General features: G+C 71.5%; 28 protein-coding genes. 20 read left to right on the top strand and 8 right to left on the bottom strand.

Going from position 1 to position 23,497, the window contains the following annotated elements; translation table 11 throughout:
- Positions 1–49: 49 nt before the first annotated feature.
- The 3 genes from NE235_RS06295 to aspS are packed head-to-tail and all read left to right on the top strand — an operon-like array spanning position 50 to position 3,799.
- Positions 50–733 carry an MBL fold metallo-hydrolase gene (locus tag NE235_RS06295; protein WP_252799998.1) on the top strand — a complete coding sequence of 228 codons (684 nt, stop codon included), beginning with the start codon at positions 50–52 and terminating at the stop codon, positions 731–733.
- A 10-nt stretch (positions 734–743) separates the two neighbouring features.
- Positions 744–2,012, top strand: coding sequence for a histidine--tRNA ligase (gene hisS, locus NE235_RS06290; protein WP_252799997.1), 1,269 nt, complete (start codon positions 744–746; stop codon positions 2,010–2,012).
- Positions 2,009–3,799, top strand: a complete 1,791-nt coding sequence (gene aspS, locus NE235_RS06285; protein WP_252799996.1) for an aspartate--tRNA ligase — start codon at positions 2,009–2,011, stop codon at positions 3,797–3,799. Before hisS ends, aspS begins: the two co-directional genes overlap by 4 nt.
- A gap of 46 nt (positions 3,800–3,845) precedes the next feature.
- On the opposite strand, the gene NE235_RS38590 is transcribed toward aspS, so the two are convergent.
- Both NE235_RS38590 and NE235_RS06280 read right to left on the bottom strand, forming a co-directional pair.
- A complete protein-coding gene (locus tag NE235_RS38590) occupies positions 3,846–3,959 on the bottom strand; it encodes a DUF4253 domain-containing protein (RefSeq protein WP_406567552.1) in 114 nt (37 codons plus the stop codon).
- Positions 3,960–4,143: 184 nt separating this feature from the next.
- Entirely contained in the window at positions 4,144–4,596 is a 453-nt protein-coding gene (locus NE235_RS06280; RefSeq protein WP_252799995.1) for a Scr1 family TA system antitoxin-like transcriptional regulator, read from the bottom strand.
- 197 nt (positions 4,597–4,793) lie between these two features.
- Here NE235_RS06280 and NE235_RS06275 point away from each other — a divergent pair, with 197 nt between their 5' ends.
- The 4 genes from NE235_RS06275 (at position 4,794) to NE235_RS06260 (ending at position 6,630) form a co-directional block, all read left to right on the top strand.
- On the top strand, positions 4,794–5,177 hold the full coding sequence (locus NE235_RS06275; protein ID WP_252799994.1) for an ATP-binding protein: 384 nt from the start codon (positions 4,794–4,796) through the stop codon (positions 5,175–5,177).
- A 69-nt stretch (positions 5,178–5,246) separates the two neighbouring features.
- Positions 5,247–5,510 carry a DUF4291 family protein gene (locus NE235_RS06270; protein ID WP_252799993.1) on the top strand — a complete coding sequence of 88 codons (264 nt, stop codon included), beginning with the start codon at positions 5,247–5,249 and terminating at the stop codon, positions 5,508–5,510.
- Positions 5,511–5,525: 15 nt separating this feature from the next.
- Positions 5,526–5,915, top strand: a complete 390-nt coding sequence (locus NE235_RS06265; RefSeq protein WP_252799992.1) for a tautomerase family protein — start codon at positions 5,526–5,528, stop codon at positions 5,913–5,915.
- A gap of 61 nt (positions 5,916–5,976) precedes the next feature.
- Positions 5,977–6,630: a class I SAM-dependent methyltransferase gene (locus NE235_RS06260; protein WP_252799991.1), complete on the top strand. Its 654-nt coding sequence runs from the start codon at positions 5,977–5,979 to the stop codon at positions 6,628–6,630.
- Here the strand turns inward: NE235_RS06260 and NE235_RS06255 are convergent.
- Positions 6,590–7,318, bottom strand: a complete 729-nt coding sequence (locus NE235_RS06255) for a helix-turn-helix transcriptional regulator (RefSeq protein ID WP_252799990.1) — start codon at positions 7,316–7,318, stop codon at positions 6,590–6,592. The genes NE235_RS06260 and NE235_RS06255 overlap by 41 nt on opposite strands.
- A complete protein-coding gene (locus NE235_RS06250; RefSeq protein WP_252799989.1) occupies positions 7,303–8,013 on the bottom strand; it encodes a TetR/AcrR family transcriptional regulator in 711 nt (236 codons plus the stop codon). The genes NE235_RS06255 and NE235_RS06250 overlap by 16 nt, the downstream gene beginning before the upstream one ends.
- A 93-nt stretch (positions 8,014–8,106) precedes the next feature.
- On the opposite strand from NE235_RS06250, the gene NE235_RS06245 reads away from it, so the two are divergent.
- The gene (locus NE235_RS06245) at positions 8,107–9,591 is read left to right on the top strand and encodes an MFS transporter (RefSeq protein ID WP_252799988.1); all 1,485 of its coding nucleotides are present in this window, start codon (positions 8,107–8,109) and stop codon (positions 9,589–9,591) included.
- 6 nt (positions 9,592–9,597) lie between these two features.
- Here NE235_RS06245 and NE235_RS38095 read toward each other — a convergent pair whose 3' ends face one another.
- Positions 9,598–10,308: a GNAT family N-acetyltransferase gene (locus tag NE235_RS38095; protein ID WP_252799987.1), complete on the bottom strand. Its 711-nt coding sequence runs from the start codon at positions 10,306–10,308 to the stop codon at positions 9,598–9,600.
- 190 nt (positions 10,309–10,498) lie between these two features.
- On the opposite strand from NE235_RS38095, the gene NE235_RS06235 reads away from it, so the two are divergent.
- The 7 genes from NE235_RS06235 (at position 10,499) to NE235_RS06205 (ending at position 17,638) form a co-directional block, all read left to right on the top strand.
- Positions 10,499–11,848: a replication-associated recombination protein A gene (locus tag NE235_RS06235; protein WP_406567545.1), complete on the top strand. Its 1,350-nt coding sequence runs from the start codon at positions 10,499–10,501 to the stop codon at positions 11,846–11,848.
- 110 nt (positions 11,849–11,958) lie between these two features.
- Complete coding sequence (locus tag NE235_RS06230) at positions 11,959–12,333, top strand: DUF948 domain-containing protein (protein WP_252799986.1); 375 nt, start codon at positions 11,959–11,961, stop codon at positions 12,331–12,333.
- The gene (locus NE235_RS06225; RefSeq protein WP_252799985.1) at positions 12,330–12,572 is read left to right on the top strand and encodes a hypothetical protein; all 243 of its coding nucleotides are present in this window, start codon (positions 12,330–12,332) and stop codon (positions 12,570–12,572) included. Before NE235_RS06230 ends, NE235_RS06225 begins: the two co-directional genes overlap by 4 nt.
- The gene (gene alaS, locus NE235_RS06220) at positions 12,572–15,238 is read left to right on the top strand and encodes an alanine--tRNA ligase (protein WP_252799984.1); all 2,667 of its coding nucleotides are present in this window, start codon (positions 12,572–12,574) and stop codon (positions 15,236–15,238) included. Before NE235_RS06225 ends, alaS begins: the two co-directional genes overlap by 1 nt.
- Positions 15,235–15,693, top strand: coding sequence for a Holliday junction resolvase RuvX (ruvX, locus tag NE235_RS06215; protein ID WP_252799983.1), 459 nt, complete (start codon positions 15,235–15,237; stop codon positions 15,691–15,693). The genes alaS and ruvX overlap by 4 nt, the downstream gene beginning before the upstream one ends.
- Complete coding sequence (gene mltG / locus NE235_RS06210) at positions 15,690–16,862, top strand: endolytic transglycosylase MltG (protein WP_252799982.1); 1,173 nt, start codon at positions 15,690–15,692, stop codon at positions 16,860–16,862. Before ruvX ends, mltG begins: the two co-directional genes overlap by 4 nt.
- Entirely contained in the window at positions 16,859–17,638 is a 780-nt protein-coding gene (locus tag NE235_RS06205; RefSeq protein WP_252799981.1) for a shikimate dehydrogenase, read from the top strand. Before mltG ends, NE235_RS06205 begins: the two co-directional genes overlap by 4 nt.
- Here NE235_RS06205 and NE235_RS06200 read toward each other — a convergent pair.
- Together NE235_RS06200 and NE235_RS06195 are read right to left on the bottom strand one after the other, a co-directional pair.
- Positions 17,633–18,643, bottom strand: coding sequence for a hypothetical protein (locus NE235_RS06200; protein ID WP_252799980.1), 1,011 nt, complete (start codon positions 18,641–18,643; stop codon positions 17,633–17,635). The two genes, NE235_RS06205 and NE235_RS06200, sit on opposite strands and share 6 nt — an antisense overlap.
- Entirely contained in the window at positions 18,640–18,972 is a 333-nt protein-coding gene (locus NE235_RS06195) for a PadR family transcriptional regulator (RefSeq protein ID WP_252799979.1), read from the bottom strand. Before NE235_RS06195 ends, NE235_RS06200 begins: the two co-directional genes overlap by 4 nt.
- A gap of 78 nt (positions 18,973–19,050) precedes the next feature.
- Between NE235_RS06195 and NE235_RS06190 the strand changes: the two genes are divergently transcribed.
- The 5 genes from NE235_RS06190 (at position 19,051) to NE235_RS06170 (ending at position 22,453) form a co-directional block, all read left to right on the top strand.
- Positions 19,051–19,920 carry a putative RNA methyltransferase gene (locus tag NE235_RS06190; RefSeq protein WP_252799978.1) on the top strand — a complete coding sequence of 290 codons (870 nt, stop codon included), beginning with the start codon at positions 19,051–19,053 and terminating at the stop codon, positions 19,918–19,920.
- 205 nt (positions 19,921–20,125) lie between these two features.
- Entirely contained in the window at positions 20,126–20,773 is a 648-nt protein-coding gene (gene infC / locus NE235_RS06185; protein WP_289848277.1) for a translation initiation factor IF-3, read from the top strand.
- Positions 20,774–20,921: 148 nt separating this feature from the next.
- Positions 20,922–21,116 carry a 50S ribosomal protein L35 gene (gene rpmI, locus NE235_RS06180; protein ID WP_252799976.1) on the top strand — a complete coding sequence of 65 codons (195 nt, stop codon included), beginning with the start codon at positions 20,922–20,924 and terminating at the stop codon, positions 21,114–21,116.
- A 114-nt stretch (positions 21,117–21,230) separates the two neighbouring features.
- A complete protein-coding gene (gene rplT, locus NE235_RS06175) occupies positions 21,231–21,608 on the top strand; it encodes a 50S ribosomal protein L20 (RefSeq protein ID WP_252783341.1) in 378 nt (125 codons plus the stop codon).
- 20 nt (positions 21,609–21,628) lie between these two features.
- Positions 21,629–22,453, top strand: a complete 825-nt coding sequence (locus NE235_RS06170; RefSeq protein WP_252799975.1) for a TrmH family RNA methyltransferase — start codon at positions 21,629–21,631, stop codon at positions 22,451–22,453.
- Positions 22,454–22,461: 8 nt separating this feature from the next.
- Here the strand turns inward: NE235_RS06170 and NE235_RS06165 are convergent, their stop codons facing one another.
- The gene (locus tag NE235_RS06165) at positions 22,462–23,217 is read right to left on the bottom strand and encodes a sulfite exporter TauE/SafE family protein (RefSeq protein WP_252799974.1); all 756 of its coding nucleotides are present in this window, start codon (positions 23,215–23,217) and stop codon (positions 22,462–22,464) included.
- Between the last annotated feature and the right edge of the window lie 280 nt (positions 23,218–23,497).

The raw sequence follows: 23,497 nt of genomic DNA, 5'->3' as shown, positions 1-23,497 counted from the left end.
GCCGGTACGCTCAAGCTGCCGGAAGCAGGCGCCTTAAGAGAGGACGATCGTGCTCATCGCCGGGTTCCCCGCCGGGTCCTTCGCCACGAACTGCTACGTCGTGGCACCCGCGGCGGGGGAGGAATGCGTGATCATCGACCCTGGCCAGGACGCCGAGTCCGGGGTCGAGGAGCTCCTCCGCGAGCACCGGCTCAAGCCGGTCGCCGTGGTGCTCACGCATGGTCACATCGACCACATGTGGTCGGTGGCCCCGGTCTGCGGCGCGCGCGACGTCCCCGCGTACATCCATCCCGACGATCGGGGCCTGCTGTCCGACCCGGCCAGGGGCTTCCCGCTCAGCGTCGGGCAGCAGCTGCTGGGCGGCCTCACGTTCAGCGAGCCCGACGACGTGCGGGAGCTCGCCGACGGCGCGACGCTGACGCTCGCGGGGCTCGAGCTGATCGTCGAGCACGCCCCCGGCCATACGCCCGGGTCGGTGACGTTCCGGCTCGCCGACCAGCAGGTGATCTTTTCCGGTGACCTGCTGTTCGCGGGCTCGATCGGCCGCACCGACCTGCCGGGCGGCGACTACCCGGCCATTCTGGAGAGCCTGGCGCGCGTGTGCCTGCCGCTCCCGGACGAGACCACCGTGCTGCCCGGCCACGGCACGCAGACCACGATCGGCCACGAGCGGGCGACCAATCCGTTCCTCAAGGACATCGCCCCGATCGACGGCCCGCACAGGGGACTCTGACAACACCACCATGAGCTCGAACTTCCAGGCCCCCCGAGGGGTCAGCGAGTACTTCCCGCCGCGCTCGGCGACCTTCCTCGCCGCCCGCGACGCCTTCGCCGCCGCCGCGACGCGCGCCGGCTACGCCTACCTCGAACTCCCCGTGTTCGAGGAGACCCGCCTGTTCGCGCGGGGCGTCGGCGAGTCGACCGACGTCGTCACCAAGGAGATGTACACCTTCGAGGACCGCGGCGGCCGGTCGCTCACCCTCCGCCCGGAGTTCACCGTCGGCGTGCTGCGGTCGGTGCTCCAGCACGGCCTCAACAAGGGCGAGCTGCCGGTCAAGGTATGGGCCACCGGCCCGGCGTTCCGCTACGAGCGCGCGCAGAAGGGCCGCTACCGCCAGTTCTACCAGGTCGACCTGGAGGCGATCGGCTCCGAGGATCCGGCCGTCGACGTCGAGACGATCGCCCTCGCGTGGGACTTCTACCGAGATCTCGGCCTCACCCGCCTGTCCCTGCACCTGAACTCCCTGGGCTGCCGGGAGTGCCGCCCGGTGTACCGCGCGGCGCTGCAGGAGTTCCTGCGCCGCCTCGACCTGGACGAGGACACCCGCAAGCGGGTCGAGATCAACCCGCTGCGCGTGCTGGACGACAAGCGGCCGGAGGTGCGCGCCCAGCTCGAGGACGCCCCGCTCGTCACCGACCACCTGTGCGGGGCGTGCAAGGCCCACCACGACCGGGTCCGTGAGCTGCTCGCCGACCTGTCCATCCCGTGGATCGACGACCCGCGCCTCGTGCGCGGCCTCGACTACTACACCCGCACGACGTACGAGTTCGACCACCCGCTGCTCGGCGCGCAGTCCGGCATCGGCGGCGGCGGCCGCTACGACGGCCTGTCGGAGGACATCGGCGGCCCGCCGCTGCCCGGCATCGGCTTCGGCCTCGGCCTCGACCGTACGGTCCTGGCGATGGAGGCCGAAGAGGTCGCCGCGGTCACCGCGCCGACCGTCGACGTGTACGGCGTGCCGCTGGGCGAGGAGGCCGAGCGTAAGATCTTCGGTCTGATCGCCGAGCTGCGCCGTTCGGGTGTCGCCGCCGACATGTCCTACGACGGCAAGAAGCTCAAGGGCGCGATGCGCGGGGCCGGCCGGTCCGGGGCGGCGTATGCCGTGATCCTCGGCGAGCGAGATATCGCCGCGGGGTCCGCCCAGGTCAAGGACCTGGCCAGCGGCGACCAGGTCGCCGTTCCGCTCGCCGAGCTCGTGACGACGTTGAAAGAAAGGCTTGCTGAGAGATGATCCGCACACACGAGGCGGGATCGCTGCGCCGGGAGCACGCCGGGCAGCAGGTCGTGCTGGCCGGCTGGGTGGCGCGCCGCCGCGACCACGGCGGCGTCACCTTCATCGACCTGCGTGACGCCTCCGGCGTCGCCCAGGTGGTGTTCCGCGAGGAGGACACGGCGCACGACCTGCGCTCGGAGTTCTGCGTCAAGATCACCGGTGAGGTCCGCGTCCGCCCGGAGGGCAACGAGAACCCCGACCTGCCGACCGGCGAGATCGAGGTCGTCGCCTCCGACATCGAGGTGCTCAGCGAGGCCGCGCCGCTGCCGTTCCCGATCGAGACGGACGCCAACGTCAACGAGGAGGTGCGCCTCAAGCACCGCTACCTCGACATCCGCCGTGAGGCCCTGTCGCGCTCGCTGCGCATCCGCTCCCAGGGCTCGTACATCGTCCACGACGTCATGCGGCAGCACGGGTTCGTGAACGTCGAGACCCCGACGTTCACCAGCTCCACGCCGGAGGGCGCCCGCGACTTCCTCGTCCCCGTACGCCTCAAGCCGGGTCACTGGTACGCCCTGCCGCAGTCGCCGCAGCTGTACAAGCAGCTGCTCATGGTGGCGGGCATGGAGCGCTACTACCAGCTCGCCCGCTGCTATCGCGACGAGGACTTCCGCGCCGACCGGCAGCCGGAGTTCACCCAGATCGACATCGAGATGAGCTTCGTCGAGCAGGAGGACGTCCTCCAGGTCGCCGAGGACCTCGTCGGACGGCTCTGGAAGGACATCGTCGGCTACGAGATCCCGCGTCCGATCCCGCGGATGACCTACGCCGACGCCCTCAGCAGGTACGGCTCGGACAAGCCGGACCTGCGCTTCGGCAACGAGCTGGTCGACGTGACGGAGTACTTCTCCGGCACGTCGTTCCGCGTGTTCCAGGCGCCGTACGTCGGCGCGGTCGTCATGCCGGGCGGCGCGTCCCAGACCCGCAAGGAGCTGGACGGCTGGCAGGACTGGGCCAAGTCGCGCGGCGCGAAGGGCCTGGCGTACGTCCTCGTGCAGGAGGACGGCACCCTCGGCGGCCCCGTCGCCAAGAACATCACCGAGGAGGAGCGGTCCGGCCTGGCCGCCAAGGTCGGCGCCAAGCCCGGCGACGCGGTCTTCTTCGGCGCCGGTAGGCCGCACGCCACCCGCGAGCTGCTCGGCGCGGCCCGTCTGGAGATCGGCCGCCGCTGCGGCCTGATCGACGAGTCCGCGTGGGCGTTCACCTGGGTCGTCGACGCGCCCATGTTCGAGGAGACCGACGAGGGCGGCTGGACCTCCGTCCACCACCCCTTCACCTCCCCGAAGCCGGAGTGGGTCGACTCCTTCCACGACAAGCCGGGCGAGGCGCTCGCCAACGCGTACGACATCGTCTGCAACGGCAACGAGATCGGTGGCGGCTCGATCCGTATCCACCGCGGCGACGTTCAGCAGCGGGTCTTCGAGACCCTCGGTCTGGGCCGCGAGGAGGCCCAGGAGAAGTTCGGCTACCTGCTCGAGGCGTTCAAGTACGGCGCGCCGCCGCACGGCGGCATCGCGTTCGGCTGGGACCGCGTCGTCATGCTGCTGGCCGGCCGCGACACGATCCGCGACGTCATCGCCTTCCCGAAGGCCGCGTCCGGCTTCGACCCGCTGACCGGCGCGCCGACGCCGATCACCGAGGAGCAGCGCAAGGAGGCGGGCATCGACGTCCGCCCGGAGGACGAGAAGCCCGCCGAGCCGAACGAGCCCGGCCACATCGTCCGCCCCTCCACCGAGAAGTACTAGGGGCCTGACACGGCAGGGACCCCGGGACGGGGTCCCCGCCGTCGTCTCAGTCCCACCAGAAGCTCCACCTGGGTGCGCTGACGAGCCGCTCGGCGTACGTCGCGAAGACGATGTCGAAGTCCTGCTCGATGTTGTCCGGGCAGACGAGGTAGTGCTCCAGCGCGAGCCCAGGCGCGCGAAGGCATCCGTGGGTGATCTCTCGGTCACGCGACCGGCTGTAAGAGCCGCCGCCGACAAGATCGGCCGCACCGACCCCTCGGCGAAGGCCCCGCCGAGACTGGAGCTAAGTCGGCGAGCCGCCGCGTCTGAGCGACGCTCACCAAGCTTTCCGCCCCGAGCAAGACTCAAGCCCGGCTGTCGACGGCCCCGGGAGACGCTTCCGGCATCAGCCCGTGCACAATCGCCCGCGCGTACGCCTCGGTCCGCAGGAGCCCCGGCACGAACGACGGTTGGTAGTTCCAGACGGTGCGGGCCTCGTCATCGAACTCGACGTACGTCGTGAGGCGCTCGGGGAGGTGGGCGTCGATCGTCTCGAGCCAGCCGCGGTGGTCGGACTCGCGGAGGAGCGTGAGCAGGTAGGCGGTGCGCTCACTGTTCACCCCGTAGAGATCGAGCAGGGCGCGTAGCGTTCGGACCTGCGGACGGCTTAGCGCGTTCTCCACGCGGTAGAGGGTCGCCTGGTTAATCGACGTGCGTTCGAAGACCTCGTCCTGGGTCAGTCCCGCCTCCTCTCGTCGGCGTCGCATCTCGGCGGCGAGGCGGCGCAACCGAAGCGTGGGACGGCGGCGGTTCTGCATTGTTCGTCCTCTTTCGTCCAGCAGCAACGACGTCCGTTTCCAACGCTGGAGGCGATCAGCGCGAAGCGGCGGGGCCTCGTCCTGGCCGGCGCGGTCCACTACTGGTGGCATGGCGACTCGCCGTGGGTGATCGGGCCGGTGACGGATGTTCACGGCACCGCCCGATGGATCGCCGAGCGGCTCGAGGCGGCGCGCCGATGAGGCGTGCGCTCGGGTGTACGGACTTCCCTAGCGCTCCCGAGTCCGCGGCCAAGGCTCGGCGCTGGCTGGCCCGCGTCCTGGGTCACGACCACCCGGCCTTCGACGACACCGAGCTCTTGACGAGCGAGCTCATCACCAACCCCGTCAAGTACGCCGACTCGACGAGCGTCTCCGTCACCGTCTCCCTGGTTTGCGAGGGCCGGATACGGGTGGAGGTCGCCGACGGTGGCCATCCGGTGAACCGTCCATGTCTCGCGACGGGATCGCCGCACTACGCCGAAGGCGGGCGTGGCCTGTACATCGTCCGGATGCTCGCCGCCGCCTCGGGGGTCGACGGCGATGCGAAGGGACGAACGGTCTGGTTCGAGGTGGCCTTCTGAGCGACGGAGGCCCCGGCCCGTACGAAAATCGGTTGATCGCGGTGCGCGCCGCCGTGATCGTGGGACCTCATGCGAACGCACGAGATCAGGGCCGACCACGACCATACGTCGATCGTCGTCTACCAGGCGTACCGGCCGGAGATCGGGCGGCCGGCGGCCGAGCAGGGGCGGTTCGTGCCGCCGTTCTCCCGGACGCGGATGACGTGGATCAAGCCGTCCCTCGGCTGTTGCGTCGGCTCGCCGACGCCGTCGGTGCGGTGGCCGAGATGTTCGAGTGCTGTACCTACTAGTATGTACGCGCCGGTTCGCGCGGAGCCGGATCATCCACCGTGAAGGAGGACCGTCGGCATGCCGTTCGTGCGCATCGACGCGCTGGGGACCGACGCGGAGCGGCTCGACGCTCTGGGCCGGGCCGTGCACGAGGCCCTCGGGGAGACGATGGGATTTCCGCCCGACGACCGGTTCCAGGTGCTGACCGGGCACGACGGTACGAGCGGCATGCTGCGGTACGACGACTACCTCGGAGTGCCCCGGGACGACGGGGTCGTCTACGTCGCGATCACCCTGCGCTCCGGGCGGCCGCCCGAGCAGAAGCGGGCGCTCTACCGCCGGATCGCCGAACTCGCCCACGCGTACGCCGGGACCGAGCCGAGGAACATCCTCATCACCCTGACCGAGAACGAGTCGATCGACTGGTCGTTCGGCCATGGGGTGGCGCAGTACGCGCAGGGAGACTGACCGGGGCGCCGGCAGCGGTTCGTTCAAGACCCGATGGAGCGTGGCGGCCGAGACTGCCGGCATGACCGAGCGGACCTTCACTCCCGCGCTGGGCCGGTTCGCGCCCACGCGTTTCTACGACGCCGTCGTCGCGCTGACCCGCGAGCGCCTGTGGCGCAGCCTGCTCGCGATGCACGTGGCACCGCGGCCGGGTGATGTGATCGTGGACGTGGGCTGCGGCACCGGTTCGACGGCGCTGCTGATCAGCCGCGTCGAGCCGGGCGCGCGCATCGTCGGTGTCGATCCGGACGAGCGGGTCCTGGCGGTGGCACGCCGCAAGGCCGACGCCGCCGGGGCGGCGGTGGACTGGCGGGCCGGCATGGGCGACGCCCTCGCGGAGACGGTCGGTGACGGTCCGGCGGACACCGTGGTCTCCAGCCTGGTGCTGCATCAGTGCCCGCTGACGATGAAACGGGCCGTGCTCGCCTCGATGCACGAAGTGCTGCGACCCGGCGGGAAGCTGGTCATCGCCGACTACGGACTGCAGCGCACCCGGTCGATGCGGCTGGCGTTCCGTGCGGTGCAGCTCGCGGACGGCCGGGAGGACACCCGGCCCAACGCCGACGGCGTCCTGCCCCGGCTGATGTCCGAGGCGGGGTTCCGCGACGTCCGGGAGACCGAGGTCGTGCCGACGGTCAGCGGCTCGATCTCGGTGTACGTCGCTTACCGGGGCTGACGGACTCCGGAGGCGGCGGGCACAGGAGCGGCAGTACGACCGCCGGCGTCAGGCCGATCATCTCGCGCAACCGCCGGGTGAAGTGCGCCTGGTCGGCGAAGCCGCCCAGGACCGCCGCCTCGGCCACCGGCCGGCCTGCGCGCAGCGCCTCGACGCCTCCGCGCAGGCGCCGCCAGATGCGCCACCGCGTCAGCGGCATGCCCAACTGGCGCCGCGCCAGGGCACGCAGGTGCTGCGGCGACAGGCCGGCCTTCGCGGCGAGGTCGGGCATCGAGATCTGCTCCTCGCCCAGGATCCTCATGGCCGTCAGCAGCCGCGGGTCGAGCTCCTCCGCCGGGCGGACGGCGGCGCGGTGGACGTCCTGCTCGCTGAGGCCGTGCCACTCGGGGACCGGGGTCACCCCGGTCCCGCAGTGCGCACGCAGCCGGTCGGCGAACGCGCAGTGCGGCTCGACGAAGAAGGTGCGCAGCCCCTCTGCCGGGACCAGCCGGTGCCACGCCATGGGCGGTACGAGCAGCGTCGCCGCCCGATGTGACGTTCCGGCCGCGTCGACCATGACGACCTCGCCCCGGACGGCACCGGCGATCTGGAAGGCGGCATGCCGGTGAAAGGCGCCGTCCCCGGACGGCCCCTCGTAGAACGCGTACCCGTCGCCGATGGCGAAGCGCGGCGTCATCGGCCGTTCCACGCCCCGCTTCCCTCCTCGGGCGGCGCCGGCGACGTGGCCTGGGCGAGCAGCCCGTCCACGAACGCGCGGAGTCCCTGGGGGTAGGTGTCCCGCGCGGCCAGCGCGGGCCACTCGTCGCCGATGGCGGCCAGGTGCGGGACCCGGGCCGGGTCGAGGTCGCCGAAGGAGGGGAGGGGCCGGCCGCCCGTTCCCCGGTGGGCGGAGTGGGCGCGGACGAGGATCTCGCCGACGGTGTAGTACCAGATGCTGCGGAAGACGTCGACGGCCTGTGCGGGCGTGCATCCGTGGTCGATCGCTCCGGCCAGGACGGCCTCGACCATCCACAGGGCCGATTCGTCGAGCCGGCCGACGAAACCGTCGGCGGTCAGGACCTCCGCGGCCCATGGCCAGCCCGCGAGGGCGTCGTGCAGCGCGGTGGCGGCCACGACGACGCGGTCCCGTGGGTGTCCGGGCAGGTCCGGGCGTTCGCGTTGCTCGACGTAGTGATTCAGCAGGAGGACCAGCAGATCCTCCTTGTCCCGGATGTGGTGGTAGAGGGTCGTCGTCCCGATGCCGAGCTCGGCGGCGAGCCGGCGGATGGTCAGCTTCTCCCAGCCGTCGCGGTCGATGAGCCGGCGGGCCGCCGCCAGGATCTGCGCGCGGGAGGTCAGGGGCGGCCGGCCGGTACGGCCGGGCGATGCGGACGGTCTGGGCACCGTCCCATCATGCCGTCCCGCCGTTCCCCGCCGCGGAACCGGTACGGGTGCTCGAACTTCACAGCGGAGCCTCCGGGATGCTACTTTCGGAACATGTTCGAAAAGTCGGTACGCAGCACCGGGGCGGAGGCCGCGATGACGAAGATTCCGAAGACCCGGCCAGGACTCACGCTCGCCGCGGTGGCCGTCGTGCAGTTCATGGTGTCGCTGGACCTGTCGGTCGTGAACGTCGGACTGCCGCGGATCGCCGCCGGTCTCGGCTTCAGCTCCGTGGGCCTGACCTGGGTGATCCACGCCTACGCCCTCACCTTCGGCGGACTGCTCCTCCTGGGCGGCAAGGCCGCCGACCGGTACGGCCACAGGCGCATCCTGCTCTTCGGGCTGGGGTCGTTCGGCCTCGCCTCCCTCCTCGGCGGTCTCTCCCAGGAGCCCGGGCACCTCGTCGCCGCCCGGGCCGCCCAGGGCATCGGGGCCGCCGCGCTGGCTCCGGCCGCGCTGGCGCTGCTGACCGCGACGTTCCCCACGGGCAGGGCCCGCGTGCGGGCCTTCGGAGTGTGGAGCGCGATGAACGCCGCAGGAGGCGCCCTCGGCGTCCTCGCGGGCGGCGTCCTCACCGAGTACGCGGGCTGGCGCTGGGTGATGTTCGTGAACGTGCCGATGGCCGCGTGCGCACTGGCCCTGGCCTGGCGTGGGGTATCCGCCGACCCGCCGGCCGCTCGTGGCGGACGGCCGGACGTGCCGGGCGCCGTCCTCGCCACGGCGGGCCTGACCTTGCTGGTGTTCGGCATCGTCCGCACCGACCAGTACGCGTGGACCTCACCGGTCACGCTCACGACGCTGGTGGTCGCCGCCGTGCTGCTGGCCGCGTTCGTCCACGTCGAACGGACCACCGCCCGCGAACCGCTGATCCGGCTCGGCCTGTTCGCCAACCGCTCGGTCGCCGGCGCCAACGCCTACAACCTCCTGGTCGGCGCGGCCATGGCCTCGGCCTTCTACTTCGTGTCCCTCTACCTCCAGCGGGTCCTCGGAACCGGAGCGGCGCTGACCGGAGTCATGTTCCTGCCGTTCGCCCTCGGAGTGGTCGTCGGCTCCGTACTCGCCGTCAAGCTCGGCTACCGGCTCGCTCCCCGCACCCTCCTGGTCGTCGGCGGGCTCATGACCGCGACCGGCTTCGCGTGGTTCGGCCTGATCAGCCCCGACGGCGCCTTCCTCGCCGACGTCCTCGGGCCCTCGATCGTCGCCAGCGTCGGTTTCGGCCTCTGCCTCGCCCCGGTCGTGTCCACCGCCACCGCCGGCGTCGCGGCCCACGAGGCCGGCACCGCCTCCGGCCTGCTCAACAGCTCACGCCAGATCGGCGCCTCACTGGGGCTGGCGGCCCTCGGAACGGCGGCGCACGACCGCACCGGACCGATCGCCACACCCGCGACCCTCAGCGACGGGTACGCGCTCGGCCTGACCCTCAGCGCCGCGCTCCTGGTCGCCGCCGTTCTCATCGCCCTCACCGTCCTGCGCCGGACCAGCCCGCCGGTACCGGCCGAGCGGACCGGAGAGCGCGCTCCGCTGCCCGCCCGGGACTGACCGAAGTCAGGCCGGGAGACGGGCGCTGGTGCGCGCCTCGTCGCCGAAGCCGAGCCGGTCGTACAGCCGCATGGCCGCCGTGTTCTCCTCGTAGACGCCCAGGCCCACCCCGTCGCAGCCCTCCGCGAACAACCGTCGTATCGCCCAGGCCGTGATCGACGCGCCCAGCGCCCGGCGGCGGGCGTCCGGATGCACCGCGATCGCCGCGACCTGACCGATCTCCGGGGAGGTGGTGAGATCGGCGAGACAGGCCAGCAGCCCGCCGTTCCCGTCCCTCACGGCAGCCCAGCGGCGCGCCCTGCCGTCACGGGGCCAGACCGACCAGTCCGCGCCCGTGCGCTTCAGCAGCTCCATGATCGCGTCGCCGTCGCCGTACCAGTCGACCAGGTCCTCGGCGGGCTGGGCCGGCGGCACCTCGTATGCGACCCGCCACTGCCAGTCGTACGAGTCCGTGAGCGGCAGTGGCGTCCCGCGCGGCACGTTGACCTGCACGTCCGGAGGCAACTCGCCGCGCAGCCCGGCCAGTAGACCGGCCACCGCGCCGGGCGTGCCCAGCCCGACGACCCGTCTGATCGTTGCGCGGTCGGGGTTCAGCTGCAGGAACGCGACCGCTTCGTCGGCACGCCAGGCCTTACCGCGTCGCTCGGGGTGCACGCTCCTGATCAGGGAGTGGCCTCCGGTGATCGCCAGGAGGTCATCGATCGAGGCGGGGGTCACGCCGCACAGGGTAACGCCGCCCCCGGCCCACCCGGATCATGACCCGCGACCGGTTCGATGGGAATCGTGACGCTCCCTAGGAAGGCCACGACATGGAAAGGCCACGACTGGCTCGACGGGATCGCCGGGGCCGCCGTGGTGATCGTCTCCGTCGCGCTGAGCGGCGCCGGCGAACGGATAATGTCGAGGCGTGGTGCGCAAGGAGCATGAACAGGCCGACAGCCTCTTCGACACGCCCGCCGAAGAGGCGCAGCAGGCCAACGCGCCGCTGGCGGTCCGGATGCGCCCGCGCGGCCTCGACGAGGTCGTCGGCCAGGAGCACCTCCTCGGGCCCGGCACCCCGCTGCGCCAGCTCGTCGAGCGGGACGTCCCCATGTCGCTGGTGCTGTGGGGTCCGCCCGGCACCGGCAAGACCACTCTCGCGTACGTCGTCAGCCAGGCGACCGAACGCCGGTTCGTGGAGATCTCCGCGGTCACCGACGGCGTCAAGCAGGTCCGCGCCGCCATAGACGTGGCGAAGCGGGAGCTCGGCATGGGCGGCCGGCAGACGGTGCTGTTCGTCGACGAGGTGCACCGGTTCAACAAGGCCCAGCAGGACGCCCTGCTGCCCGCCGTGGAGAACCGCTGGGTGTCCTTCATCGGCGCGACCACCGAGAACCCCTTCTTCTCCGTCATCAGCCCGCTGCTGTCCCGCTCCCTCCTGCTGACCCTGCAGCCGCTCGGCGACGACCAGCTCCGCGCGGTGATCCGCCGGGCGTTGACCGATGAGCGCGGCCTGGGCGGCGCGGTGGAGCTCGCCCAGCCCGCCGAGGACCACCTCGTACGCCTCGCGGGCGGGGACGCGCGCCGGGCACTGACGTACCTCGAGGCCGCGTCCTACGTCGCGCCGAACGGCGCGCCGATCGACGTCGACGTCCTGGAGAAGGCCGTCGACCGGGCGGCGGTCCGCTACGACCGCGAGGGCGACCAGCACTACGACGTGATCAGCGCGTTCATCAAGAGCATCCGCGGGTCCGACGTCGACGCGGCGCTGCACTACCTCGCCCGGATGATCGAGGCGGGGGAGGACCCCCGGTTCATCGCCCGGCGGCTGATCGTCCACGCGAGCGAGGACATCGGCATGGCCGACCCGACGGCCCTGCAGACGGCGACGGCCGCGGCGCACGCGGTGGAGTTCGTCGGCCTGCCGGAGGCCCGCATCAACCTCGCCCAGGCGGTGATCCACCTGGCCCTGGCGCCGAAGTCCAACGCCGTGATCAGGGCGATCACCGAGGCGAGCGGCGATGTACGGCGGGGGCTCGTCGGCCCGGTGCCACCGCACCTGCGGGACGCGCACTACAAGGGCGCGGCCAAGCTCGACCACGGGAAGGGCTACCGCTACGCCCACGACTTCCCCGGCGGGGTGGTCGAACAGCAGTACGCTCCGGACGCCGTGAACGGCCGGGAGTACTACCATCCGACCAGGCACGGCATGGAGGCGCGCTTCTCCGACGTGGTGGAGCGGCTCCGCGCCGTGCTCCGCGGCAGACGCGCCGACTGAGGCCGCGCCGTCGGCGGATGCGGCATGGTCGCCTGGGCGCGTTTTCGCAAGCCCGGGACGGTAAGGTCGGTCCGACCGAGTTCTCCGCGACCACAGGAGGGGGAAGCCGCATGCTGACGGGCGAACAGCTGGCCGGGCTGATCGTGGCCATGTTCTGGGCGATACTCGTCTCCTTCCTCGCCTACGTGCTCTTGAAACTCGCCCGGTTGCTGACCGAGGCGACCAAGACCGTGGCCGAGCTCGGCGACCGCACCGCCCCGTTGCTGGACGACATGGCCGGCACGGTGGAGCGGGCGAACGAGCAACTGGACCGGGTCGACGTGATCACCAAGAACATGGGCAGCGTCAGCCAGAACGCCGCCGCGGTCAGCACCACCGTCACCTCGATCGTCGGCGGCCCTCTCGTGAAGGCCGCGGCATTTTCCTATGGTGTCCGTAAGGCCATCGGTTCCCGTGGCCACGGCAACCAGGACGGCAAGCGATGATCCGGCGACTGTTCTGGCTCTCGCTGGGCACCGCGTTCGGCGCCTGGTCGGCGTTCCGGCTCAAGCGGACGGTCCGTGCCGTCCTGCCGGACAGCCTCGCCCACCAGGCCGTCGGGCTCGGCCGGACCGTACGCGGGTTCGCCGGCGACGTCCGCGTCGCGATGAACCACCGCGAGGAAGAACTGCGCGACGCCCTGCGCCTCGACGCACACTCCGATACTGACAAGGACCTGCACTGATGGAGTCGGCAGAGATCGCCCGCCGTTTTCTCCGCTTCTTCGAGGAGCGCGGCCACACCGTGGTGCCCTCGGCCAGCCTGATCGCCGAGGACCCCACGCTGTTGCTGGTCAACGCGGGCATGGTGCCCTTCAAGCCCTTTTTCCTCGGGCAGCGGACCCCGCCGTACCCTCGGGCCACGAGCGTCCAGAAGTGCATCCGGACTCCGGACATCGACGAGGTCGGCAAGACCACCCGGCACGGCACGTTCTTCCAGATGCTGGGCAACTTCTCCTTCGGGGACTACTTCAAGGAGCAGGCGATCCCATTCGCGTGGGACCTGCTGACCCGGTCGGAGGCCGACGGCGGGTTCGGGTTCCCGGAGGACCGGCTCTGGGCCACCGTCTACCACGACGACGACGAGGCCTTCGAGATCTGGCACAAGAAGGTCGGCCTGCCCGAGGACCGCATCCAGCGCCGCGGCATGGCCGACAACTTCTGGTCGATGGGCGTGCCCGGCCCCTGCGGCCCCTGCTCGGAGATCTACTACGACCGCGGCCCCGAGTACGGCCGTGAGGGCGGTCCGGTCGCCGACGAGGACCGCTACCTCGAGGTCTGGAACCTCGTCTTCATGCAGTTCGAGCGGGGCGCCGGCGCGGGCAAGGAGGGCTGGCCGATCCTCGGCGAGCTCCCCGCCAAGAACATCGACACCGGCATGGGCCTGGAGCGCATGGCGGCGATCCTGCAGGGTGTCGACAACATCTACGAGATCGACACCATGTGGCGGATCCTCGACCGCGCCGCCGACCTCACCAAGACCAAGTACGGCCGCGACGCGCGGTCCGACGTGTCCCTGCGCGTGATCACCGACCACGTCCGCAGCGGCACGATGATGGTCGCCGACGGCGTCGTGCCCTCCAACGAGGGCCGCGGCTACGTCCTGCGCCGCATCCTGCGTCGCAGCGTCCGGCACCTGCGGCTGCTCGGCGCCGGTGACGAGCGCTACCTGCACGAGCTGACCGCTGTCGCGATCGACGGCATGGGCGAGACGTACCCGGAGCTGCGCTCCGACGCCGCCCACATCCACACGGTCATCGACGCCGAGGAGCAGTCCTTCCTCACCACGCTCCGCACCGGCACCGCGATCTTCGACGCGTCCGTCGAGGAGACCAAGCGCCGCAAGGAGCCGACGCTGTCCGGCGTGCAGGCGTTCACCCTGCACGACACCTACGGCTTCCCGATCGACCTCACCCTGGAGATGGCGGCCGAGCAGGGCCTGTCCGTCGACGAGAACGAGTTCCGGCGCCTCATGGACGAGCAGCGGCAGCGCGCCAAGGCCGACGCCGCCGCGAAGAAGACCGGCAACCTCGACGTGTCCGTGCTGGGCGGCCTCCTGGAGCAGACCGGCTCGGTGCGGTTCACCGGCTACGACGCGGTCGCGGGCGAGGCCCGGGTCGTCGGCCTGCTCGTCGGCGGCGCGAGCGTGCCGTCGGCGGGGCAGGGCAGCGAGGTCGAGGTCGTGCTCGACCGCACCCCGTTCTACGCCGAGGGCGGCGGCCAGCTCGCCGACCAGGGCGTCATCCGGTTCGGCAACGGCGCCGAGGTCGAGGTCCTCGACGTCCAGCAGCCGCTGTCCGGCCTGATCGTGCACCGCGGCCGAGTCCGCAGCGGCGAGGCGCAGGCGGGCGACACCGCGTACGCCGAGATCGACGTCGAACGGCGCCGGGCGATCTCCCGCTCGCACACCGCCACGCACATGGTCCACCGCGGGTTCCGCAACGCGCTCGGCGAGTCCGCCGCCCAGGCCGGTTCGGAGAACGCCCCGGGCCGCTTCCGCTTCGACTTCACCGCCTCCGGCGCGGTGCCCCTCAGCGTCCTGCGCGACGTCGAGGACGAGGTCAACGCCATTCTCATCGACGACCTCGGCGTGCACGCCTCGGTGCACCCGATCGACGAGGCGCGCAAGATGGGGGCGCTCGCGCTGTTCGGCGAGAAGTACGGCGACGAGGTCCGCGTCGTCGAGATCGGCGAGTACTCCCGCGAGCTGTGCGGCGGCACCCATGTCGCGCGCTCCGGCCAGCTCGGCTTGATCAAGGTGCTCGGCGAGCAGTCGATCGGCGCGGGTGTGCGCCGGGTCGAGGCGCTCGTCGGCATCGACGCCTTCCGGTACCTCGCCAAGGAGAGCGTGCTCGTCGCGCAGCTGTCCGAGCAGCTGAAGACCCGGCGCGAGGAGCTCCCGGAGCGGATCTCCGGGGTGGTCACGCGGCTCCGTGAGGCCGAGAAGGAGCTGGAGAAGATCCGCTCTCAGCAGGTCCTGCAGGTCGCAGGGGAGCTGGCGGGCGGGGCCGAGGACGTCGGCGGCGTCGCCTTCGTCGGCCACCGGGTGCCCGACGGCACCAGCGCCGACGACCTGCGGCGGCTCGCCATGGACGTCCGCGGCCGCCTGGGCGGACGGCCGGCCGTCGTCATCGTCGCGGGGGTCCCCAAGGACCGCCCCGTGATCGTCGTCGCGACCAGCGAGGAGGCGCGTGCGCGCGGGCGCCGCGCCGGTGCGCTCGTCGGCGTCGCCGCCAAGGTCCTCGGCGGCGGCGGTGGCGGCAAGGACGACCTGGCGCAGGGCGGTGGCGCCGACGCGGGCGCCATCGACGAGGCCCTGAGCGCCGTCCGCCGGACCGTGGCGACCACGTGAGACAAGGCCTGCGCATCGGCGTCGATGCGGGCAGCGTCCGCATCGGCGTCGCGCGCAGCGATCCCGGCGGCATCCTGGCCTCGCCCCTGGAGACCGTCCGGGCGGGTAAGGGCGACATCGACCGGATCGTTCAGATCGTCGCTGAGAACGACGCGATCGAGGTGATCGTCGGGCTGCCGACCTCGCTCTCCGGGAGAGAGGGGCCGGCGGCCGCGACGGCCCGCCGGTTCGCGGAGAAGATCGCACAACGCCTCGATCCCGAGACGGTACGGCTGTTCGATGAGAGACTCACCACCGTGACAGCCGAAAGTGGCCTCCGGGACAAGGGAGTGCGCGGGCAGGCACGGCGGAAGGTCGTCGACCAGGCGGCGGCCGCGGTGCTGCTCCAGGCGGCGCTCGAGGCCGAGCGCTTGACGGGCCGCCCACCTGGGGAGACTGTCCAGGGGGACTCATGAGCGACGCAGATCTCGATTTCTTGCGCCAACTCTCCGAGCGCCAGCAGCGCCCGGAGCCTCTCGGCGGTCCGCCGCGCGCCCCTCGGAGCGGCCGGGGGCGGCGTCGCAAGAAGACCCGGAAGGGCCGCAGACTCGCGCCCTTCATCGCGATCGCCTTCCTGCTCGCGATCGTGTGCGGTGGCGGCTACGTCGGCCTGACCACGATCAACGGCATGCTCAATCCGCCCGACTACAAGGGCGAGGGCAGCGGCAGCGTCACCGTCTGGATCCATGAGGGCGACTCGGTCGCCCTCATGGCGAACCGGCTCAAGGACGCCGGCGTCGTCAAGTCGGTCGACGCGTACATCAAGCTCGCGTCCAAGGACACCAGGGCGACGAGCATCCAGCCGGGCTACTACCACCTGCGCCGGCAGATGTCGGTGAAGTCGGCGCTCGCGCTCCTGCTCAGCGACGCCTCGCGCGCGGGCCGGCTCACGATCGCCGAGGGCAAGCGGGTCGTCCAGATCCTGCCGCTGCTGGCCAAGAAGACCCACATCCCGCTGAAGGACTTCCAGAAGGCCGCGAACCACCCCGAGAAGCTCGGCCTGCCCTCGTACGCCAAGGGCAAGCTCGAAGGCTACCTCTACCCCTTCACGTACGACCCGGACCCGAAGTCCAGCGCGACGCAGATCCTGCGCTCGATGGTCGACCAGTTCAAGAAGGTCGCCGCCGACGTCGACCTGGAGGCGAAGGCCCGCGACCTGGGCATGTCGCCGGGCGACGTCGTCACGATCGCCAGCCTCGTCCAGGCCGAGAGCGGCCGGCCGGAGGACATGCCGAAGGTCGCCCGGGTCATCGACAACCGGCTCCACAGCTCGCAGCCGTGGATGAGGAAGCTCCAGCTCGACAGCACCGTCATGTACGCCCTGGGCAAGTACAACACCGTGGCCACCCTCGCGGAGACCAAGGTCAAGAACCCCTACAACACCTACAACGTCGCAGGTCTGCCGCCCGGCCCGATCGACAACCCGGGTGAGGTCGCGCTCAAGGCCGCGCTCGAGCCCGCGCAGGGCAACTGGCTGTACTTCGTGGCCACCGACCCGAAGAACAGGGTCACCAAGTTCACCAGCAGCTACACCGAGTTCCAGAGGCTCCGGCAGGAACTCGCACGCAACACGGGGCACGGATGACGCGCGCCGCAGTCCTCGGATCGCCGATCGCCCACTCGCTGTCGCCGGCGCTGCACCGCGCCGCGTACGCCGAACTCGGTCTCGACTGGACCTACGAGGCGGTCGAGTGCCGCGAGGTGGACCTTCCCGGCCTGCTGGAGCGGCCGTGGGCGGGCCTGTCACTGACGATGCCGCTGAAGCGCGCCGTGCTGCCGCTCCTCGACGAGGTGTCCGGGCTGGCGCGCGCGGTGGGCGGCGCGAACACCGTGGTCTTCCAGGAGGGCCGCCGGCTCGGTTACAACACCGATGTGTACGGCATGGTCACCGCGCTGACCGAGGCCGGGGTGCGGTCGCCCGGGTCGGCCGCCGTGCTCGGCGGCGGGGCGACCGCCTGCTCGGCCCTGGCGGCCCTGCGGGACCTCGGACTCCCGAAGGCCGTGGTCGTCGTACGCAGCCCGGGACGCGCCGCCGAGGCGGTCTCGGCGGCCGACCGGCTCGGCGTCTCGGTGGCGGTGCAGACCTTCGCCGACGCGATGCCGCACGCCGATTTGATCATTTCGACGCTGCCGGCCCACGCCGCCGACCCGTACGCCGAGGCGATCGCCGGTGCTACGAACGCGCTCTTCGACGTCGTGTACGCGCCGTGGCCGACCGCGTCCGCCGAGGCCGTCGGCGGCCGCGGCGGCATCGTCGTGGGCGGGCTGCCCATGCTGGTGCACCAGGCCGCCCGCCAGGTCGAGCTCATGACCGGGCGCGCACCCGCCCCGGTGGAGGCGATGCGCGCCGCCGTGTCATGACGCGCTGCGGTGCCGTGCGCGAAGGCGCGCGGCGAAGGCGCCGGCCATGATCGCGAGCAGGACCGGGAAAGCGGTCATGAGCAGCGCGATGGACGCCGGCCCGATCATCGTGAAGGTCGTGAACCACATTGCCAGCGAGCCCAGCAGCGGCGACAGGGCGAGCAGGATCGCGACGATCGAGCGCCGGCCGGACGCCGAGCGCGGATGGGCACAGGAGGCCAGTATGAGCGCGAGCGCGCCGACCGCCGGTAGCCATCTCGGATCGTAGACCACCGCCGACTGCACGGGGATGATGCTGCGGACTTCCGCCAGAGGGGTGCCTGACGCGGGGAGGCCCAGCAGCGCGCAGGCGAAGGCGGTGACGCCGGTCAGCAGGGCGGTGCCGCGCCACCGGCCGAGCAGCGCTATGGCGTGGCGGAGACCGTCGGACAGGGACAGTGCCGAGGCGGCCAGGACCGCCAGGCCGAACCACATCAGGTTGCCTTCCACGTCACCGGTCTGCAGGGCATAGCGTCCCTGTGCCACGGCCAGCCACGGCAGCTGGGACAGAGCCGCGGCCCAGGCGAGGCCGGCGGCTGCGCGACGCAGGCGTAGCAGACTGAGCACGCCGACGACCGGCCATGGAGCCCACATCGGCCAGACCTGGGCGGGCTCGGGGAACAGGTCCGCGTAGGAGCGGCCCGACGGGATGTCGAACGCCAGCAGATTGCCGGACGCCAACATCGGCTCACTTCGGAAGTAGGCGACCAGCGCGATGGCCGTCAGCGCGGTCGTCACCAGGGCGAGCAGGGCGAACGCGTCGCGCCAGACCGGTCCGCCGAGGGACCGGAACTCGCGTCGCAGGCGGATCCGGGCGGCTCCCGTCAGCAGATCGGCCACATCCCGGGGGCTCGGCCGCCCCTGTCCGGGGCCGGCGGTGGCGAGGAGGACGCCGAGCATCTCTTCCCGCTGGTCGATCGGATAGAGCCGTAGCCAGCGGCGCAGGCGGTGTTCGAGGGGGCTCACGCGGGTCCTCCGGCGAGGCGCAGGCGCGCGGTGGCGGTCTCGGCGTTGCGGCGCAGGCGTTCGGCCTCGGCGGCGAGACGCGCCGCCCCGGTCTCGGTGAGCCGGTAGTAACGGCGCAGCCGGCCCTCGACGACGTCCTCGCGGTCGACCTCGGCGAGACCGTCGGAGGTCAGCCGGTCGAGGGCCGCGTAGAGGGTGCCGGCCCGCAGGCGCACCTGCCCGTCGGAGATCCGCTCGACGTCGCCGATGATGCCGTAACCGTGCTGGGGTCCTGCCGCCAACGCCGTGAGGATCAGGAACGTCGGTTCCTGGAGCGACCTGTTCTTCATGTCGTCGTTATATACCGACCATCGATATATGGACAAGCGGCGGACGAAGCGTTCGCCCGGCTGCACCATCATGGGAGAGTGCTCGCCGACGTCGTTCCGTACCTCCAGTGCCCGCTCTGCGCGGGCGACCTCGCCGTCGCGGGGACGACCCTGCGCTGTTCCGCAGGGCACGCGTTCGACATCGCCCGGCAGGGTTACGCCAACCTGCTGACCGGCAGGGCCAACCTGGGCACCGCGGACACTCTGGAGATGGTCGCGGCGCGCGCCGACTTCCTCGGCGGCGGCCATTTCGCCCCGCTCTCCGAGTTGATCGCCGAACGCGCGGCCGCGCTCGACCAGGGGGAGGGCTGCGTGCTGGACGCCGGGGCGGGTACGGGCCACTACCTCGCGGCCGTCCTGGACCGGCTGCCCGGACGCCCCGGCGTCGCCCTCGACATCTCCAAGCACGCCCTGCGTCGCGCCGCGCGGGCGCACTCCCGGATCGGCGCCCTGGCGTGGGACGTGTGGCGGCCGCTGCCCGTGCGCACGGGCGCGGTGTCGGTCCTCATCGACGTCTTCGCCCCGCGGAGCGGCGCGGAGTTCCACCGGGTGCTCCGGCCCGGCGGCGCGCTGATCGTCGTCACACCGGCCGCCCACCATCTGGGCGAGTTGGTCGGGCGGCTCGGGCTGATCTCCGTGGACGAGCGGAAGGCCGACCGTGTGGCCGAGTCGGTGGGGGAGCGCTTCGCGCTCGCCGGCGCCTGGTCGCTGGAGGTTCCGCTGTCCCTGACGCGCTCGGAGGTGCTGTCGCTCGTGGGGATGGGGCCGAGCGCCCGTCACACCGAACCGGCGGTCCTGCGGGCGCGGGTCGCGGATCTCGCCGAGCCGGTCCGGGTGACCGCGGCCTTCGAAGTGCGCGCCTTCGAAGCGCGGGAGGCTGCCGCCTTCGACGTGCGGTCTAAAAGCTGATACCCTTGACTTTTGACTGGCCCGGCGTGCACGCGTCGGGCGCGCAAGCGGAGGTTACCTCCCACCTGATCGGCCGCGCTCCCTCGGGAGTCGAGAGGCTGATGGGTTCCGGTCCGGCACGCTGCTGGCGTGCCCGCCTCGTCGGCTCTGGCCGTCGAGGCGTCCGGTGGTGGCCCTGCATGCGAGTCGTGCGGGGCTTTTTCGTTTGAAAGGGCCCGGGGCATGGCCGGTCAGGACAGCTCGAAAGCCCCAAGGAGGTCCCATCAGCGCCGAACCGCGTATCAACGAGCGCATTCGCGTGCCCGAGGTCCGGCTCGTCGGTCCGAACGGCGAACAGGTCGGCATCGTGCCGATCGCCAAGGCACTCGACCTCGCCCGGGAGTCCGACCTCGACCTCGTCGAGGTCGCCCCGACCGCGAGGCCGCCCGTGGCCAAGCTCATGGACTACGGAAAGTTCAAGTACGAGTCCGCGATGAAGGCCCGCGATGCGCGACGTAACCAGGCGCACACGGTCATCAAGGAGATCAAACTCCGGCCGAAGATCGATCCGCACGACTACGGCACCAAGAAGGGCCACGTCGAGCGGTTCCTCAAGGCAGGTGACAAGGTCAAGGTCACGATCATGTTCCGTGGCCGCGAGCAGTCCCGACCGGAGCTGGGCTTCCGGCTGCTGCAGCGGCTGGCGGAGGACGTCGAGGAGCTCGGCTTCGTCGAGTCGCGGCCCAAGCAGGACGGCCGCAACATGATCATGGTCCTCGGCCCGCACAAGAAGAAGAGCGAGGCGAAGGCCGAAGGCCCGCGCGCGACCGGCAGTCGGGCGCGACGGCAGGAGGAGCACGGCACCCCGGCCTGACCGGGACCCGCTCCGCCGCGACCCTGCTCACTGAGCGGGGTCGTCTCGCGATGAGGTACGCACACCGCGCCTTCCCGGCGTCCGGCACTCCACGCGGAGTCGGCATGCCCGGAACGAGGCGCACGGACATAGGGAGACGTCGGCGACCATGCCGAAGATGAAGACGCACAGTGGTGCCAAGAAGCGTTTCAAGAAGACGGGCACCGGCAAGGTCATGCGCCGCCGCGCCAACCGTAACCACCTGCTCGAGCACAAGCCGACCAAGCGCACGCGCCGGCTCGACGGAGCGGTCGTCCTGTCGAAGAACGACGTAAAGAAGATCAAGAAGCTGCTCGGCGACTGAGCCCGGCACCACCTGATCGCCGGGCTCCGGCACCTCATAGGGTGCCGGGAGTCCCGTTAGTCGAACGACCGGCCGGGCCGACAAGGCACGGCCTCCACGAAGGAGTTCTAAGACGTGGCACGCGTGAAGCGGGCGGTCAACGCCGCCAAGAAGCGTCGGGTCGTCCTCGAGCGGGCGAGTGGCTACCGTGGCCAGCGGTCGAGGCTGTACCGCAAGGCCAAGGAGCAGCAGCTCCACTCGATGACGTACGCCTTCCGGGACCGGAAGGACCGCAAGGGCCAGTTCCGCCGTCTGTGGATCCAGCGGATCAACGCGGCGGCCCGCGCGAACGGCATGACGTACAACCGGTTCATCCAGGGCCTGCGCGAGGCCGGCGTCGAGGTCGACCGCCGCATGCTCGCCGAGCTCGCGGTGAACGACGCCGCGGCGTTCGCGGTCCTCGTCGAGACGGCCAAGAAGGCGCTGCCCGCCGAGGGCAGCGCGGCGGCCTGACCGAGCGAGAAACGACGCTGATGGCGGGCCGCGAGCTGACCTCTACTCGATCACCACGGGTGAAGGCGGCTCGTCGGCTCGCCAAACGCGCCTTCCGCCGCCGCGAGCGGCGGTTCCTCGCCGAAGGCCCCCAGGCCGTACGCGAGGCCCTCGCGCTCGACGGCGTCCTCACCGAGCTGTTCACCACCGCCGAGGCGGAGAGCCGCCACCACGACCTGATCGCTCAGGCCGAGGGTTCCGGAGTCCCGACCTTCCGGGTGAGCGGTGAGGTCATGGCCGAACTCGCCCAGACCGTCACACCGCAGGGCCTGCTGGCCGTCTGCGCGTTCGTGGACGTCGGCCTGCCGGCGGCGCTCGAGCCGCCGCCGCGGCTCGTGACCGTGCTGGCGCACGTGCGGGACCCTGGAAACGCCGGCACGGTGCTGCGCACCGCCGACGCCGCGGGCTCCGACTCGGTGATCTTCACTGACGCCTCCGTCGATCCGTACAACGGCAAGTGCGTACGCGCGTCGGCGGGCAGCCTGTTCCATCTTCCGGTCGTCGTCGGACCGCGGTTCGACGTCCTCATCCCGGCGTTGAAGGAGGCGGGCCTCACCGTCCTGGCCGCCGATGGTGCCGGGAAGTGCTCCCTGGACGCCACGCTGGACAACGGAACCCTCGCCGGCCCGACGGCTTGGGTCTTCGGCAATGAGGCGTGGGGCCTGCCGGACGAGATCCTGGACGCGGTCGACGAGGTCGTGCGCGTCCCGATCTACGGCGGGGCCGAGAGCCTCAACCTGGCCACGGCCGCCGCGGTCTGCCTGTACGCCTCGGCCCGTGCCCAGCGGGCCGGCGAACCCTCCTGAGCCCGCCCTCAGCGCAGGGCGAGGACGAGGGCGACCCCGAGCCCGAACGTGACGACGACGGCCCGCAGAAGGCCGGGAGACATCCGGCGGGCCGCACGGGCGCCGAGGAACCCTCCGGCCAGGCTGGTCACGGCCATGATTCCCGCGGCCGGCCAGCGCACCGGCCCGAACAGCGCGAACGCGGAGAGGGCCACCGTGTTGATCACCAGGGACAGCACCGCGCGGACGGCGTTGAGGCGCTGCAGGCGGTCGTGCACGAAGACCCCGAGCAGCCCGAGCAGCATCACGCCCAGCCCGGCGCCGAAGTAGGCGCCGTAAGCGCCTCCGACCAGCACGCCGCCGTGGAGCGCCGTGCGGTGCCGCCTCCCGGTGAGGCGCTGTGCCGCGTCGAGCCGGCGTTTCAGCCACGGCTGTGCCGCCAGGAGAAGGCTGGCCAGCGCGATCAGCACGGGAACGAGCGCGGCGAAGACGCTCGCCGGGGTGAGCAGCAGGAGGAGACAGCCGGCGACGGCTCCGAGGACGCCGGTCACGCTCAGCGCGATCACGCGTCCGCGCTGGCCGTCCAGTTCCGCGCGGTAGCCGGCCACGCCTCCGACGTAGCCGGGCCACAGCGCGACCGTGTTGGTCACGTTGGCCGTGAGGTTCGGGCAGCCCACGGCCAGCAGGGCGGGGAACGAGATGAGCGAGCCGCCGCCGGCGATCGCGTTGACCCCTCCGGCCGCCACTCCGGCGGCGCCGAGCAGGCACATGTCGAGGAGGTCCACGTCCGGCTCCTTTCCAGGACGACGAGCCGGGTCGGAGCCCGCCGCGGTCGCGGAGAGTGGTGGGGTAGTCGAAGACTGTAGCCGGGGCGGGCAGGGGGTGATGTTCGATACCGAACGCAACAGTGATGTCTTCTCGCTGTAACAAAACAGCGTCCCGATTCGTTCAATGGACGAAAAGGCGACATGATCGGTGCTGTCGATTCCGTCGCGCCGGCTCGGTGGACCGGCTGAGGCCCGGCCCCGCTCCCCGGCGCCCGTCACGGAGTCGATGTCGATTCCG

Source organism: Actinoallomurus spadix (assembly GCF_024055725.1).
GTDB classification, from domain to species: domain Bacteria; phylum Actinomycetota; class Actinomycetes; order Streptosporangiales; family Streptosporangiaceae; genus Actinoallomurus; species Actinoallomurus spadix.
This window is presented reverse-complemented; position numbering and strand designations above follow the sequence as displayed.

Excerpts from the sequence above, each read along its gene's own strand:
- aspS (WP_252799996.1), top strand. The coding sequence starts at position 2,009 with ATGATCCGCACACACGAGGCGGGATCGCTGCGCCGGGAGCACGCCGGG.
- NE235_RS06170 (WP_252799975.1), top strand. The coding sequence starts at position 21,629 with ATGGCGGGCCGCGAGCTGACCTCTACTCGATCACCACGGGTGAAGGCG.
- NE235_RS06270 (WP_252799993.1), top strand. The coding sequence starts at position 5,247 with ATGCGAACGCACGAGATCAGGGCCGACCACGACCATACGTCGATCGTC.
- NE235_RS06280 (WP_252799995.1), bottom strand. The coding sequence starts at position 4,596 with ATGCAGAACCGCCGCCGTCCCACGCTTCGGTTGCGCCGCCTCGCCGCC.
- NE235_RS06230 (WP_252799986.1), top strand. The coding sequence starts at position 11,959 with ATGCTGACGGGCGAACAGCTGGCCGGGCTGATCGTGGCCATGTTCTGG.
- NE235_RS06245 (WP_252799988.1), top strand. The coding sequence starts at position 8,107 with ATGTTCGAAAAGTCGGTACGCAGCACCGGGGCGGAGGCCGCGATGACG.
- NE235_RS06265 (WP_252799992.1), top strand. The coding sequence starts at position 5,526 with ATGCCGTTCGTGCGCATCGACGCGCTGGGGACCGACGCGGAGCGGCTC.
- hisS (WP_252799997.1), top strand. The coding sequence starts at position 744 with ATGAGCTCGAACTTCCAGGCCCCCCGAGGGGTCAGCGAGTACTTCCCG.
- NE235_RS06205 (WP_252799981.1), top strand. The coding sequence starts at position 16,859 with ATGACGCGCGCCGCAGTCCTCGGATCGCCGATCGCCCACTCGCTGTCG.
- NE235_RS06225 (WP_252799985.1), top strand. The coding sequence starts at position 12,330 with ATGATCCGGCGACTGTTCTGGCTCTCGCTGGGCACCGCGTTCGGCGCC.
- mltG (WP_252799982.1), top strand. The coding sequence starts at position 15,690 with ATGAGCGACGCAGATCTCGATTTCTTGCGCCAACTCTCCGAGCGCCAG.
- NE235_RS06195 (WP_252799979.1), bottom strand. The coding sequence starts at position 18,972 with ATGAAGAACAGGTCGCTCCAGGAACCGACGTTCCTGATCCTCACGGCG.
- NE235_RS06260 (WP_252799991.1), top strand. The coding sequence starts at position 5,977 with ATGACCGAGCGGACCTTCACTCCCGCGCTGGGCCGGTTCGCGCCCACG.
- alaS (WP_252799984.1), top strand. The coding sequence starts at position 12,572 with ATGGAGTCGGCAGAGATCGCCCGCCGTTTTCTCCGCTTCTTCGAGGAG.
- rpmI (WP_252799976.1), top strand. The coding sequence starts at position 20,922 with ATGCCGAAGATGAAGACGCACAGTGGTGCCAAGAAGCGTTTCAAGAAG.
- NE235_RS06275 (WP_252799994.1), top strand. The coding sequence starts at position 4,794 with ATGAGGCGTGCGCTCGGGTGTACGGACTTCCCTAGCGCTCCCGAGTCC.